Here is a 15987-nt window from a genome sequence, read left to right as displayed (position 1 = left end):
CATCCGCTCTCCTATCATTTCTGTTCTCGAAATATCTTCATTATAAGTCGGGAAAAGGATGATTGACAATATTATTGCTTACGTGAGTAGACGATTTTTTCATTGACGACGGTCATTACCACTTCCGAATTCAACAACTGCTCCGGTGGTACGTTCATAACATCGTGGTTAACGATGGTGAAATCTGCAACATGTCCGTTTTTAATACATCCTCTTTTATTCTCTTCTTGTGCGGCATAAGCACTTCCTACCGTATACAACCGAAAGGCTTCATATGGAGTTAACGCTTCTTCTGGTAGATAGGCGGTACTTGGTTCATTCGGTTTTTTACGAGTAATCGCCGTATAAATACTATGAAACGGATTCACTCGTTCGATTGGTGCGTCCGATCCACCTGCACACGGAATGGATGCGTTAAGTAACGTTTTCCAAGCATAAAGGTAAGGTATGTTATTTTTATTCACGCGTTCAAGTACCCAAGGGAAGTCAGATGCGACAAACAAAGGTTGAATATCAAGGACAACTGGTAATGATTGAGCTTTTCTAATTAATTCTTCCCGAAGCAATTGTGCATGAATAAGGCGGTCTCGTTGTCCATTTTTTGGTAGGCAAGCAGATATCGCTTCCAGCGCATATTCAAAAGCTAAATCTCCAATCGTATGAATGGCAACCGGCAGTTCCATTTTTCGCGCTTTTTGGACAAGCTCTTTTAGTTCTGGTAACGTGTGAATGGCTACTCCTTGAGTTGACGGGTCATCGGTATAAGGGACGCTCAACAAAGCCGTTCGTCCTCCTAAAGACCCATCAGCAAATATTTTCATCGCACCAAAACGGATAAAAGGCGTACCACTTAAATACGTGTGTCCTTCCTTGTACCAGTCATCAATCACGTGATGATGGACTAATAAATGGGCCCGAAACGGATAGTCCGATTCGTGAATGACGTGGTGGAATGCCTGATACGTAGTTTTAAAACCACTATAATAACTTAAATCTTCCGTGTGGCCTCCGACGATCCCATGCTTCCAACAATGTTCAATCGCTCGTTTTAATGCATCCTCTAAATAAGCTATAGAAGCTTTCGGGATTCGATTGAATATCAGTTGTTGAGCATCGTCTTTAAATACACCCGAAAGTGCTCCATTTTTTCGTTCAATCACTCCTCCGAACGGCTCTTTTGTTTGCTCGGTTATTCCACATAGATTCAGTGCAACAGTATTGACAACAAGAGCATGCCGGCACACTCGCTTCAATAAAATAGGATGGATGTTCGTGATTGGATCTAAATCCCAGCGAGTTAACTCATCAGCGTCTGCCCACAAATTTTCATTCCATCCTTCTCCGATAATCCATTCACCGTCTTTCGTTTCGTTCACTTTTTCTCTCACTTTCGTAAGCAGTTCTTTTTTTGAACGACACGTTGATAAATCGAGACGGTGCAACATTTCTCCTAAACCAATTAAATGCATATGACTATCAACTAACCCTGGTAGCATTGTCGCCCCTTTTAAATCTATGCGCTGCTCAATACTGGAAGAAAACACTTGTTCAAGTTGTGTTAAAGGACCGACTCCTTGAATAACGCCATTGGAAGTATAAACAGCTTCTACTTGTTCATTTTCTTTATCCATTGTATAAATCGTTCCACCATACCATAATGTTCCCATACGTTCTTTCTCCTTTTTTGGACTTTATAATTATCTTATATTACGTTTCCTATTTCGTATTGTTTGGAGAAACTTCCTGTTTTTTTTTAATAAGCAAATGCTTTGTAATAAAAATAATTTTTTATAATTCATTTTAACGCGGCAAGATGAAATTGGAACTTTCTATTTAAGTTTTTGGATATATTTGTTATCCATTTTAAGATTTTTTTGCATAGTTATTATTTCCATCTAAATTGAGAGATTTTTTGGAAATTATGTAATTCTACTTGCCACTATTTGATTTTACTTACCGGATTGAGCTAATTAATTGTCACTAGCAAATCTCGACATTTTATTTTACTCTTTTAAAACTTTACATACCCATCTCATCATTTATTTGAAATTGTCCGTTTTACTAGTCAACTTAAAATATGTTTCCATAAAAAATCGAGAGCTATCTTTGCTCTCGACTACGAATAAGATTAATTTTGTAATGTTTTTAACTCCCGTTGACGTAATTCTACGCGACGAATTTTTCCGGACGCTGTCTTCGGTAAATCATCGACAAACTCAATTTTACGAGGATATTTATATGGTGCCGTAAGCTTTTTCACATGTTCTTGTAAAGCTGGTATTAGATCTGGATCGTTCGGATTTACTCCTTGCTTTAAGACAATAAATGCTTTAACGACATGCCCGCGTACTTCATCTGGACTAGCGACAACCGCACATTCTTTTACGGCTGGATGTTTCACTAACGCATCTTCTACTTCAAACGGTCCAATCGTATATCCAGAACTAATAATGATATCGTCTCCGCGTCCTTCAAACCAGAAATATCCATCCTTATCTTTTTTCGCTTTGTCTCCTGTGATATACCAATCTCCTCTAAACTGCATAGCTGTTCGTTCTGGGTCTTTATAATATCCTTTAAATAACGCTGGGGTATCGACATGCACCGCAATGTCTCCTACTTCTCCAACACCACATGGCTCTCCTTTATCATTGATGATTTCGACATAATTCCCAGGTGTTGGTTTACCCATAGAACCTGGTTTAACTTCCATTCCTTTTAGCACACCAACAAGTAACGTATTTTCGGTTTGACCATATCCATCACGAACGGTTACGCCAAAATGTTCTTTAAACGTATCGATGACTTTTCGATTTAACGGTTCACCAGCTGACACTGCACTATGCAAATTTTTTAATTGATATTTGTGTAAGTCATCGACCTTAGCCATTAAACGGTATTCTGTTGGGGTACAACATAACACATTGACATCATATTTATCTAAAAGTTGTAAATATTTCTCTGGATCAAATTTCCCATGATAGACAATACCTGTTGCACCAGAACCGAGAACAGATAAAAACGGACTCCAAATCCATTTTTGCCATCCAGGACCAGCGGTAGCCCATACCGTGTCACCTTCATTAATACACAACCAGTTTTTTGCAGCAGTCCGTAAGTGAGCATAAGCCCATGAATGCGTATGAATAACTCCTTTTGGATTACCAGTTGTACCGGAAGTATATGATAAAAAGGCCATATCATCTTTTGATGTAGGTGCCATTGTCAATTCATCAGACTCTTTTTCTCTTAATGAATCGACATGAATCCACCCTTCTACCTTTTCACCGATTACGAATTTTGGTAATGATTTCGCTTCTTCTAATTGCGCTAATTCGTCAATGTATTTATAGTACGCTACAATGGCTTTTACGTCACCATGGTTAATACGATAAGATAAATCTTTTGCTCGTAATAGCTCTGAACTTGGAATGACGACGAGTCCTAATTTTAAAGCAGCAATGTATACTTCATAGGCCTCGATAATTCGAGGTAGCATAATTAAGATCGTTTCACCTTGTTTAAGACCGTGATTTTTTAAAACATGTCCAATTTGATTCGCTTTTTTCATAAGGGCTTCATATGTAACTTCCCTTTGCTCCCCGTGTTCATTCTCCCATTTTAACGCAATTTTTTCTGATTGTTTGGCAAACCGTTCAATCTCCTCGATTAAATTGTATTTTTCTGGTGCCAACAAATCTCCTGTTTTCATCACTCTCTCCCCCTTTGTTTAATGAAAGCGTTATATATAAATTATATAAAATAATCAAAAAATTTAAAATTGAAAAATAAAATGTTTTTCAATAAATAGCATTTTTTTATTCATACTAACATAATGTGACTAGACAATGCGCCACTTTTCTTAAAGTAATCAAACTTTTACGAAAAATAAAAGAAGCGGAATTTCTTCCGCTTCTATAGCCATCCACTTATTTACTTTGCGTAACCACCTAATTGTTGCTCAGCCATTTGAACAAGACGCTTCGTAATTTCCCCACCAACTGAACCGTTTGCACGAGATGTTGCATCTGGACCAAGTTGTACACCGAACTCTTGAGCAATCTCATACTTCATTTGATCGATTGCTTGTTGAGCGCCAGGAGCTACTAATTGGTTATTATTGTTATTTGCCATGTGTTTTCACCTCCTTGTGTGTATATGTTTTGCGAAAACACATGGCATCATACAAAAAAAACAATTGGTAATAGTTCCTAAAATATTAGAATTATAGTAAATCGTCAAATAAATTCTTTTCTTGGGCTTTTTTCGAATCGACAATAATGGTTTCTGTCCCCTCCACCGCTCGCTCAATTAATGGCTCAAAATCAATAAAGCTCTCATAATAACGGACTTTCTCTTTTTTCGGTTTCGTTTTTGGAGAAGGCGGAGTAAAAATCGTACAACAATCTTCATACGGACGATTGGAAATGTCCAATGTGTCGATCTCTTTAGCTATTTGAATAATCTCTGTCTTGTCCATGGACACAAGCGGACGAAGAATCGGTGTGTTCGTGACATCGTTAATAGCGAACATACTTTCTAACGTTTGACTCGCTACCTGTCCAAGACTTTCTCCTGTAATTATCGCCAGAGCTTCATGTTTTTCACGAAGAATATCAGTGATGCGAAGCATTAATCGTCTTGTAGATGTCATCGTATAATTTTCTGGGACTTGTTCATGAATTTTTTGCTGAATTTCAGTAAACGGAACAAGATGTACTTTAATTTTCCGACCATATTTTGTTAGTTTTTTTGCTAAATCGAGTACTTTTTCTTTCGCGCGTTCGCTCGTAAAAGGTGGACTATGGAAATGAACGGCTTCGATCTCCACCCCACGTTTTAATGATAAATATCCCGCTACTGGACTGTCGATACCTCCGGAAAGCATGAGCATCGCCTTACCACTTGAACCGACTGGTAAGCCGCCTGCACCTAAAATATCTTCACTCGATAAATAAACTCCTTCTTTACGAACTTCCACTTTTAAATCAATGTCTGGATTTTTCACATCAACCGATATGGTTGGTGTATTACGTAAAATATGAGCCCCAAGTGTATGATTTAGTTCATTTGTCTCTAGAGGAAACGTTTTGTCTGCTCGTTTAGAAGAGATTTTAAACGTTCCTCCGGGGACATGCAATTTTTGAACAAGCTTTAAGGCCACATCTTTAATTTCTTCTATGTCCCAGCTTGTTTTAACCGCTGGACTCATCGATTGAATACCAAATACGTGAGTTAGGCGAGAGACAACTTCATCCCCGTCCGCTCCATTTAAGACAATATACATACGTTCACGGCGTGCTTGAATAGACAAGTTAGGGATATCACTCAACACTGACTGGACGTTTCCTTTTAATTTGTCCACAAATTTGTTTCGGTTTCTTTTTTTCGTTGACATTTCTCCATATCGAATAACAATGCGATCGTACTTCATTTTGCACTCCTCGTTACTTTCCAAAGATTTTCGACCACTTGCTTAAAAGATTCAACAAATTGTTGGGCTTCTTCCATCGTATTTTCGTACGATAAGCTGACGCGAATCGTACCAATGGCAGCTTCTTTAGAAGCCCCCATCGCCATTAACGTTTTACTAGGTGATTGTAATTTGGAAGAGCAAGCACTTGTTGTAGATACATAAATTCCCCGTTCCGCTAAGGAATGAACAATGACTTCCCCGCGTAAGCCAATTGCGGAAACGTTTAAAATGTGTGGTGCATGACCACTTGTCGGTGTATTAATTTGAATCCCATCAATTTTCTCCAACTCTTGACGTAAAAATTGATGGATTTCAATTATGCGGGGGAGTTCTGTTTTCCGTTTTTCCATCGTTAAACGCATCGCTTTAGCCATGGCAACAATACCAGCCGTATTTTCCGTTCCACTTCGAACCTTTTGCTCTTGACTTCCTCCTGTCATAAGCGGGGAAATGCGGATACCTTCTCTTAAATATAATGCCCCTACCCCTTTAAGCCCATGTATTTTATGGGCAGAAATCGTACATAAATCAATGAGGCCAGAAGATAAATCTAAAGGTACTTTACCACAGCCTTGAACGTAATCTACGTGAAAAAGGACTTTTGGATAATTTTTTAGTAATCTTCCTATTTCTTCAACAGGCTGAATGGTCCCAACTTCATTATTCACATGCATAATGGATACTAATATCGTGTCTTTACGAATTGCTTTTTCCACATCGCTCGGGTTTATTCGACCTTCGTTGTCAACAGGAAGGTACGTTACATCATACCCTAATGAAGCTAATTGCTGACACGTTTCATAAACGGACGGATGCTCGATGCTTGAAGTAATAATATGTTTTCCTCTTTCTCGATATTGAAGGGCTGTTCCTTTAATGGCTAAGTTGTTCGCTTCTGTCCCCCCAGAAGTAAACAATATTTCATTCCATTTTACACCAAGTAAAGAGGCAATCTGTTCTCGTGCTTGCGTTAACAACTTTTCGGATTTTCCACCTAATTTGTGCAATGAAGATGGATTTCCGAAAAACTCAGTGGACACTTTTACAAATGAATCAATGACTTCCGAATAAGGTTTTGTCGTTGCACTATTATCAAAATAAATCATATTGCTACACCCTTCGCTGAGAGATAAGTGAAACTTCCAATCGTAGGAGGTCTTCCCCCTACGATTGATTAGTTGAATTAATCGGACCTTTTCAGGTAGTTGCCCCAGCCCTAACCTTTTTTGTTTTACTGACATCTTGAATTGTGGCTTACTAGATAAAGCCTTTGCCAACTGTTTATAATAACATATTCTTTCCTATATGAAAACGAATTGATACCATTTGTAGAAAGATGGATAATGTAACCGATATTAGAATTCCGACCCTTCTTTCAATTTTAAAAATTAAGACTTTTGTCATATTCAACAATTTTTTTACGGACTATGTTATTATGTTACTTGCGTTTTAGCAGAATGAAATAGGGGGACATAGAAATGAGCAAGAAAGCGCTATCAGGAAATGAAATGGTTGCTATTGGCTTAATGTTATTTGCCCTCTTTCTAGGTGCTGGAAATATGATTTTCCCACCATTTTTAGGGCAGCAAGCAGGTACAAACGTATGGACCGGTATTGTTGGCTTTTTATTTACTGGAGTAGGTCTACCACTTTTAGGAGTTATTGCTATTGCGAAAACTGGTGGCGATTTACAAACGTTAGCAAGCCGTGTTTCACCTCTTTTTGGAATCGTTTTCACCTTGGTGATGTATTTAGCAATAGGGCCATTTTTCGGAATTCCACGTACAGGTACAGTAGCTTACGAAATTGGTGTTACTCCATTTTTACCTGATTCAATGGACAAGTACGGCGTACCATTATTTATTTATACGATTATTTTCTTTACGGTCACAGCATGGTTATCAATGAATCCGTCGAAGCTGGTCGATCGAATCGGAAAACTATTAACACCAGCTCTTTTAATCATTTTAGCCATATTAGTTGTAAAAAGCTTAATTACTCCAATGGGAACACCTCAAGTTCCTCAAGGAGATTATATTGATGGTCCGTTCTTTAAAGGGTTTATCGAAGGTTATTTAACAATGGATACGATTGCAGCACTAGTTTTTGGAATTGTGGTAATTTCCGCAATTAAAGATAAAGGAATTGAAGATCAATCAACTATTGCAAAGGTGTGTATGTATGCTGGGGTAATTGCAGCTATTGGCTTGAGTCTAGTTTACTTATCTTTATCTTATATCGGGGCAACAAGTACAGAAGCAATTGGTGTACAGCAAAACGGTGGATCGATTCTATCACAAGCTGCGGCTCATTTATTTGGATCAAGCGGAGCAATTATTTTAGGATTGGCCATAACGTTCGCCTGTATCACAACATCTGTCGGCCTTGTTTCTTCTTGTGCCCAGTATTTTTCTAAGCTTTTGCCAAACGTATCATACAGAACGTTTGTCATCATCCTTTCAGCATTTAGTATGATTGTTGCCAATGTAGGATTAACCCAATTAATTACCATTTCTCTTCCAGTTTTAATTATTATTTATCCATTGGCCATCGTACTTATTTTACTTTCATTTATTCATCAATGGTTTAACGGATATTCGGCTGTGTATCTTGGTGCTTTAATCCCAACTTTTATTGTCAGCTTACTTGACGGATTACAAATTGCTGGTTTAGACGTTTCTGCGCTTACTAATATTTTTGCTATTTTACCATTGTTTGAGCAAGGGATTGGATGGTTAGTTCCAGCCATCACTGGTGCGTTCATGGGTTGGCTCATTGTTTCTATCAATGGCAAAAAGACGGTTATAACGAAATAACTAAGATGAACTTCTTTCAAGATCTAGAAAAATAAATAACCGACCAGCTATAAATACTGGTCGGTTATTCATTATTCTACAAAAGTTGTAATACTACATCGATACTCATTTGGTCATTCAATAATCTTCTTTCCAATGAATTAGCTCCTCATTTACCCATTCTTCAATCCGTTTTAATGCACCTGGATCAATCTCTTCTACGATTGATGCCGCTTGTTCACAAGCTCCTCGATAGTTGTATGTACGAAAGGCCACTTCTGCTTCCTGCAATCCTTGTCGAACATGCTCGTATCGACTACGATAGCGATTTCCGTATTGAATAATTTTCTCAGCTAGAATCACTTGTTCGACCATTTCTTCTGTTTTCTCTCGTAAATATTCGACATCCGCTTGTGCTTCTTTTAAACGATAGTTAACATTGTTCATATTTAACGGCTTTTCCTCTAAACTTTCGAGTACTTCTTGAATAGAGGATTGCGCTTGCTCAAGCACAAGTTGATATTCTTGGGGCAGACCAGGAACATTACTTTTCTTCACTAAGCGAATGGATTCAGAAATTTTCTTTTTCAATTCTTTAATCTGTTCACGGGCCTCTAATTCATCTTTTCTTAAATTTTGCATTTGCTCGTTAAACAGTTGTTGCTCTTTTTGCAATTCTTCAAGTTGTGCTCTTATATCTTCCAGTTCTTCTTGTAGTAAAGAATAAGACGTTTCGTTGCCATTAATTTTTACGCTTAACATATCTAAGCGCTTAGAAAGTTGTTTTAACGATTGATCAATTCGTTTTGGTATATTTAATTCTTTTTCGTCCAATTGATAAGACATCCGTACCATCTCTGTTTCATGCTTTAACGCTTCATTACTTTTTAATAATTCCATCAATAAGTGTTTCGACTTACCTTCATGTTGCACAATGTATTGCTTCGCCAACACCTCTTTTTCTAATAAATCATAGATGGTATTAATTTTGTCTTTAATTTGTTGGACACCTTCTGCAACAGTCTCAATAGCACCTTCTTCTAATTGACAAATAAACGACTGGATCTCTTCTTTCATTTCCTTTAAATCATCTTGAATTTGCAAGTGTTCCAATCGGTATCCTTGTTGTTCCATTTCAGCATACCCTTCCTCTAACTCTTCAATAGAAGAAGGAAGAACGGACAGACACTCTGTTAATAACGCCGGAACTGTTTCTATGTAATGTTGTAGCCTATTCATTTCTTGTGCTAATTTTTCTACTAATTCCCGGGCTTCAATATAGTTACCGTTCTCTGTTAACTCATCAAACGCTTTTAGTTCCGTTGCAATTTCTTCGACTGCTTTTTCAAGATATTGAATCGCTACACCGAACGTATGGCGATGTGCTAATAGTTGTTTTTTAGCTTCACGTAAACTACGTTCAATTTCTTCTTTGCTTGCCCGACTCTGCTCTTCACTACCGACCAATTCATTAATTTCCATCATTAGTTGTTCAATTTTTTGTTCAGATTCCTTTAAAATTTGTTCGATATTTTGTAAAACCGCTTTCCCCTTTTGAAACTGAAATTTATCAACAAATTCTTCTGCATCGAATAATAGTTCTTCAACATCAGGAAGCTGAACGGTTACAATTTCGTCCCATGTTCTCCGCCAACGCTCAAACATTTCTTCTGTTTGCCCGACCATATTTAGCTTCTTTACTTTAGACATTTCTTCTAGAACCGGTCGATTCATTATTTGGATTTTCCACGACTCTAATTGGTCAATTTCACGATAATAATTTTTCCGGATGAAAAATCCAGTTATAAAGAATCCAATCAATAGCAAGATTGCGCCGATGACGAACTCCATCGTAAGCCTCCTGTTCAAATTAACGTACTAATCCCTTTAATGATTTAATGATACCATGTAAACGACAATTTTTGACTATTAATTTCTAAATTTTTTATAGAAGTTCATTTACTTACTATCATTCTAGCATTTTTCAATTATAATAGAGTAAAAATTTAAAGAGGGAGGAATGACGGTGCTCATTGATGGACATGTCCACACCCCTTATTGCCCACATGGATCAACTGATTCGTTTAAACAATATGTAGAAAAAGCTATTTCTCTTGGCTATCAACAAATGACTTTTACAGAACACGCTCCTTTCCCGGATGGATTTACTGATCCGACACCTAAAAAAGATAGCGCCATGAAAAAAGAACATCTTGAGTCATATATAAAAGATGTATGGCGATTAAAAGAGGAGTATCTTCAGGATATAAACATTTTATGTGGATTAGAAGTAGACTATTTAGAAGGATTTGAAGATCAAACTGCTTCTATGTTACATGAATATGGGCCGTACTTAGACGACGGAATACTTTCTGTACATTTTTTAAAAAAGGACGAAACATGGTTTTGCATCGACTATAGCCCAGACATGTTTCGGCAAATGATCGATTCGTTTGGTAGTGTTGAAAATGTATACAAACAGTACTATGAGACGGTCTTAAAATCGATACAAGCCGACTTAGGCCCTTATAAACCAAAGCGAATTGGACATATGACACTTGTTCAAAAATTCCAAAAAAAATATCCTTGTAACAAGGATTTTTCTACACAACAAAAAGAAATATTATTAGAAATTAAGCGTCGAAATTATGAACTCGACTATAACGCTGCTGGTTTAAACAAGCCGCTCTGTCAAGAAACTTATCCCCCTAGATCAGTTATTCAACAAGCTTTAGAATGGAACATTCCGCTCGTATATGGTTCAGATGCCCATTCTGTTTCCGCTTTACACCAAGGAAGAGATTTGATGTGGGGAATTACAACGTCATAGTCATTGGAACCAAACCTCTATCATTTGAAGATGATTGTTTCCAGCCGTTAATCCATTGAACGATAAAGTGATAATACGTATCGACAAAATGCCCTTCTTGCGGGAGCATATACCAAACTTCCCGCAAGTATTGACTGTTTAAAAAAGGAGTCGTTAACATTCCCTTTAATTGAATGATTATCATTGAGGTCAGCATAGGAGCGCGGTGATGAGTAGAAAAAACTGGTTCCACAAGCTGTTTGAACAAAAAGCGCTCTTTCATCATATACGTACCGATGATTTCTCTAACGACTTGCGAATCAACCGTTAATTCCCGCATGACAAGACGTGTCAACAAATAGTTTTCTTGATGAAACAATAAAATTTCTTTTACGGCGCGTTTAAAACATTCGATGGGGGGAGTATGAGTTAATTGCCGGACTTCTTCTTCTAAAATGGCCAAATACCGTTCAAAGTATGACGTAATTAACGCTTCCAATAGACCCTGTTTATGGCGAAAATAATAAGAAATGTTTGCCACGTTCACTTTTGCCTTTTGAGCGATATCGCGTACTGATGTACCATGGTATCCTTTGGCATTAAACAAAATAATGGCTGCTTCCTCAATTTTTCTTTTCGTCCGAGCTTTGTCCCGCATCAACGCCATCGCTCCTTTATGATTGGTATAAAATAGTTGCAAATGACCATCTTTTATGCTACAAATATTTCAAACTTAGCAAAAAATATTATTATTATCTTAGTTCGTTTTTAATAGGAAGTGTCCTTTAAAAATCTATCGACAAATTCTTTCATGAATTGGGTGAAAAAAATGTTTCATGTCGAAATGTACAACGGAACAAAAGAAGAAAATTACGAATTAGTAAAAAAACAATTGAAAGCGCTCATTGAAGGGGAAACCAACCAAGTTGCTAACTTAAGTAATGCCGCCGCCTTATTAAATCAATTTTTAGAGCGAATCAATTGGGTGGGATTTTATTTAATGGAAGGAAATGAGCTTGTATTAGGGCCATTCCAAGGACTTCCTGCTTGTGTCCGTATTCCGCTTGGCAAAGGCGTATGTGGTACGGCGGCACAAGAAAAACGGGTATTACGCGTCCCAGATGTACATCAATTTCCAGGGCATATCGCTTGTGATGCAGCAAGCCAATCCGAAATCGTCATTCCAATGATAAAAGACGGAAACGTTATCGGTGTATTAGATATCGATAGTCCAGAAAAAGACCGCTTTGACGAAACGGATGAAAAAAAGCTGCAAGAGTTTGTAGAGGTACTAGTTCAATACCTATAAGAAAAACCGTCCATTAGCTTTGGACGGTTTTTGTATGTTTAAATGAATTTAATGCCTGGTCTAAGTCAGCACAAATATCTTCCCATGCTTCTAATCCAATGGACATCCGTAACATATGGTCATAAATCCCCATCGACTCTCTTACTGGTTGCGGGATGACCGAATGCGTCATCGTAGCCGGGTGTTGAATTAACGTTTCCGCATCGCCTAAGCTTACTGCAATGCGAATCGTTTGTAGGTGATTCATCAATCGTTGAGCATCCTCTTTCGTTCCGTTAATCGTAAAGGAAAGCACCCCTCCCCCTCTTTTCATTTGTTTCTTAGCAATTCCATATTGTGGGTGTTCTGGATCAAACGGATAAAAAACATTTTCCACTTGCGGATGCTTCTTTAAAAATGAAACGACTTTCTCAGCATTTTCACAGTGCCGATCCATGCGAATGTGTAATGTTTTTAATCCACGTAATAGCAGCCACGCATCAAATGGAGAAATGACCCCACCAATATCTTTTTGGGTCGTCATTCGAATTTCATTTATAAAATCGTTCTTACCAACGACAATACCGGCAATGACATCACCGTGTCCACCAATATATTTCGTGGCACTATGGATAACAATATCACATCCATATGTTAACGGCTGTTGTAGGTAAGGAGAGCTAAATGTATTATCTACAACTACGATAATTCCTTTTTCTTTTGCAATTTTCACTACCATTTCCAAATCAATGATTTTCATTGTTGGATTGATTGGTGTTTCAATATAAATACATCGGGTGGTTGGACGAAGTTGACTTCTCAACATTTCTTCATTATCCATCGGCGAAAAATCATGGGAAACGCCATACTTTTCTTTCATTAACTGCAATAAGCCGTAAGTACAACCATAGATTCCTTGAGAACATAAAATATGATCACCTGTTTTCAATAACCCAAATAACACACTGGACACTGCGGCCATACCGGACGCAAATGATAGTGCAGCTTCCCCTTGTTCTAATACGGCCATTCGTTCATCTAAAATTTGTACCGTTGGGTTTCCTAAGCGCGAGTAAATATACCCTTTTTCTTCACCAGCAAATCGCCGCTCCCCTTGAAGAGCATGTTCAAACGTAAACGTCGATGTTTGAAATAAAGGTGGATTTAGACTTCCTTCATATTTTGATGGATGATACCCTTCATGAATTAGGACCGTTTCTATACGTTTTGATTTCATGTCTCCCTTGTTCCCCCTTCCCTTACAATTATAGGATATGACAAAAAGCTCATAAATGAAAGCGTTTTCTTACCGTTTTCGGTACGGTATTCTTTGCCTATTATGAAAAAATTAAAAAGGAGTTTCCCTCTTTTTGGAGGAAAAACTCCTTTAAATATCTTTTTGTAGTATAGCTTGGTTTTTTCCTCTATTTTTGGCTTCATAAAGCGCCATATCCGCCCGATGAAAGAGACGCTCAAGCGAATCTTTCTTACTTTTATTCCAATAAGAAACACCACAAGATATCGTTACTCTTGGTTTTGTTTCCATCCTTACTTTTTCAACAAGCCGCTGAGCAATCGTATAGCCGATGATATACGATACGTTTGGTAAATAGACAGCTAGCTCTTCTCCACCCCATCGTGCACCAATATCTGAAGCTCGAATGTTATTTTTAATAATATTCGCAACTTGTATGATGATTTTGTCCCCAACTTGGTGACCGTACGTATCATTGACTTGTTTAAAGTTATCAATATCGATAACGATAAACGTCCCTTGTTCATCTTCCGTCATCGATTTGATAACCGATTCATCTAAATAATTTCGTGAATAAAGCTTCGTTAAGTGGTCGGTAATAACCATTTTTTCTAGCTCTTCTCGAAGCATTGAATTGGATAAGGCTAGCGTCGAATGATGAATGAGTGACTGAAGTAGTTTAAACATCTCAAAGGTAAAATGGTACGGCTGTTCATGCAAAGTGATACAAAGCCCGATTAATTCTTCACTATGTCTCATTGGGACAGCCATTAGTGAACGAAACGGTACTTCCGAATCCAACTTCCCTAACAAATCACCAATTAGCAACGCTTCTCTGTCACGATCGAATTGTTTTCTTACATAGGAAATATACCATTTTCCAACTTCTTCTTTAAAAAACGGAGAACTACCTGGAATGACTTTGTTATGATCATCAAAACAAAAGACAAAACCTGTAGCGGAAGAATGAAATGAATCGGTTATTTGTTGATGCAAAAATTGTATCGTATCTAATAATCGCAAATTCGAATTTAATTTATGTGAAGTTTCATTAATTAACTGTAAATCAGCTATTAATCGCTTCGATTGCTCGTATAATTTAGCGTTTTCTAACGCACTACCAGCTGTATTAACGAGAAGACGAATAAACTCCAATTGTGTTTTCGGAAAGATGATGGAATAAGGAGCACTTACTTTTAAAACCCCATACACCCCTTGATTTCCTTTGAGCGGGGCATAAAGGTTGGTAGCCACCTGATGATACGAATCAGCGATTAAAACTTTTCCCTCAACGTATGCTTGTAGAGCCACGTCATCATCCGAATCAAACTCTAAATATTCTACCGGAAGTTCTTCAAGTGATTCGTGATCATTGGTTAGCATTAACGTAAAAGAATAATTAGGAAACACCCGTTTTAACGTTCCAATGATTTCTTTTAATACAAAATGAATGTCCATTGTTGAATGAATTTTTTCCGTAAATTGATACAGTTCTTTAAATTGTCGCTCTTCATCCATTACCCTTTCCATTTTCACAACGTTTTTAATAAATGTTTCACAAAGAGACTGGATGGCTAACAACTGTGAGTGACGATCTTCCGTCATCCACTCTTTCGATAAATACAAAAATAAATACCAGTACTCTCCTTCTTCGACCCGAAATTGCAAAACAGTGTTAAAAGGAGAAAGGGGATCCATAAGTGGATTTTTCGATATATAAACGGAATGATGATGAACGTACTTTTCAATCTCAATTCTCGTTAATTGATTAGGAAGATTCTGATTATTTTTAAAACAACTACTTAAATACAACCGATTCCAATCTCCACCATCTGTTCGATACAAAGCTGCTTGTATGGCATTTAAAGCATTAGCAATACATTTCACCCATTGAGGTAACATTTTTTGGAAATGTTGTTCATTATCTTCCCACTGTAAAAAGTCATAAAAACGGGACTTTAATTGATTCACCAATTTTTCATTTGCTCTGCTCATTTCAGTCACCCGCTATGCTACATTAATGTATTGTTGATTTCATCACAGCAATTTTGACATGTTGCGGATATGATAATAACCATACAGTTTTTTTAGTATCCAACGGATGAATGGAAGAAAAGTACATCCACTTCGATCGAATTATTCATCACTTCTTTATATATATATATATATATATATACGTTTTGATATCTTCTCTGTATCAGTTACTTGAAATGGGATACCGGTGGTTATGAAGGAACTATGTTTATTTGGAGATCGTTTTTCTAATTGTAGAGTAGGGGTAAAATAGTACCAATGGTTATTCCTTTGTGTCAAAAGTCCATCTCCGTTACTTCCTTTTTTAACTCACCAACTAGATCATCAAGT

12 protein-coding genes are annotated in these 15987 nt (G+C 37.3%); 3 read left to right on the top strand and 9 right to left on the bottom strand.

Going from position 1 to position 15987, the window contains the following annotated elements:
- Positions 1–71 precede the first annotated feature (71 nt).
- The 5 genes from ABES52_RS09280 to ABES52_RS09260 form a co-directional block, all read right to left on the bottom strand.
- The gene (locus ABES52_RS09280; protein ID WP_429650878.1) at positions 72–1667 is read right to left on the bottom strand and encodes an amidohydrolase; all 1596 of its coding nucleotides are present in this window, start codon (positions 1665–1667) and stop codon (positions 72–74) included.
- A 461-nt stretch (positions 1668–2128) separates the two neighbouring features.
- Complete coding sequence (gene mbcS, locus ABES52_RS09275; RefSeq protein ID WP_429650877.1) at positions 2129–3712, bottom strand: acyl-CoA synthetase MbcS; 1584 nt, start codon at positions 3710–3712, stop codon at positions 2129–2131.
- 221 nt (positions 3713–3933) lie between these two features.
- On the bottom strand, positions 3934–4134 hold the full coding sequence (locus tag ABES52_RS09270; protein ID WP_429650876.1) for an alpha/beta-type small acid-soluble spore protein: 201 nt from the start codon (positions 4132–4134) through the stop codon (positions 3934–3936).
- Positions 4135–4225: 91 nt separating this feature from the next.
- Entirely contained in the window at positions 4226–5434 is a 1209-nt protein-coding gene (thiI, locus tag ABES52_RS09265; RefSeq protein WP_429650875.1) for a tRNA uracil 4-sulfurtransferase ThiI, read from the bottom strand.
- Entirely contained in the window at positions 5431–6582 is a 1152-nt protein-coding gene (locus tag ABES52_RS09260; protein WP_429650874.1) for a cysteine desulfurase family protein, read from the bottom strand. The genes thiI and ABES52_RS09260 overlap by 4 nt, the downstream gene beginning before the upstream one ends.
- Positions 6583–6954: 372 nt before the next feature.
- Here ABES52_RS09260 and brnQ point away from each other — a divergent pair, with 372 nt between their 5' ends.
- Positions 6955–8292, top strand: coding sequence for a branched-chain amino acid transport system II carrier protein (gene brnQ / locus ABES52_RS09255; RefSeq protein WP_429650873.1), 1338 nt, complete (start codon positions 6955–6957; stop codon positions 8290–8292).
- A 117-nt stretch (positions 8293–8409) separates the two neighbouring features.
- Here the strand turns inward: brnQ and ezrA are convergent, their stop codons facing one another.
- Complete coding sequence (gene ezrA / locus ABES52_RS09250; RefSeq protein WP_429650872.1) at positions 8410–10122, bottom strand: septation ring formation regulator EzrA; 1713 nt, start codon at positions 10120–10122, stop codon at positions 8410–8412.
- A 175-nt stretch (positions 10123–10297) separates the two neighbouring features.
- Here ezrA and hisJ point away from each other — a divergent pair, with 175 nt between their 5' ends.
- Positions 10298–11101, top strand: coding sequence for a histidinol-phosphatase HisJ (gene hisJ, locus ABES52_RS09245; RefSeq protein ID WP_429650871.1), 804 nt, complete (start codon positions 10298–10300; stop codon positions 11099–11101).
- Here the strand turns inward: hisJ and refZ are convergent.
- Positions 11088–11780 carry a forespore capture DNA-binding protein RefZ gene (gene refZ / locus ABES52_RS09240; RefSeq protein ID WP_429650870.1) on the bottom strand — a complete coding sequence of 231 codons (693 nt, stop codon included), beginning with the start codon at positions 11778–11780 and terminating at the stop codon, positions 11088–11090. The two genes, hisJ and refZ, sit on opposite strands and share 14 nt — an antisense overlap.
- A gap of 129 nt (positions 11781–11909) precedes the next feature.
- Here refZ and ABES52_RS09235 point away from each other — a divergent pair, with 129 nt between their 5' ends.
- The gene (locus tag ABES52_RS09235) at positions 11910–12389 is read left to right on the top strand and encodes a GAF domain-containing protein (RefSeq protein WP_429650869.1); all 480 of its coding nucleotides are present in this window, start codon (positions 11910–11912) and stop codon (positions 12387–12389) included.
- Positions 12390–12402: 13 nt separating this feature from the next.
- Here the strand turns inward: ABES52_RS09235 and megL are convergent, their stop codons facing one another.
- Positions 12403–13605, bottom strand: coding sequence for a methionine gamma-lyase (megL, locus tag ABES52_RS09230; protein WP_429650868.1), 1203 nt, complete (start codon positions 13603–13605; stop codon positions 12403–12405).
- Between the two features lie 150 nt (positions 13606–13755).
- Entirely contained in the window at positions 13756–15618 is a 1863-nt protein-coding gene (locus tag ABES52_RS09225) for a sensor domain-containing diguanylate cyclase (RefSeq protein WP_429650867.1), read from the bottom strand.
- Positions 15619–15987: the final 369 nt, after the last annotated feature.

The organism is Aeribacillus pallidus (assembly GCF_050478865.1).
Taxonomy (GTDB): domain Bacteria; phylum Bacillota; class Bacilli; order Bacillales; family JACDOC01; genus JACDOC01.
The sequence above is the reverse complement of the archived record's forward strand: the minus strand, read 5'-3'. Positions and strand labels throughout refer to the sequence as shown.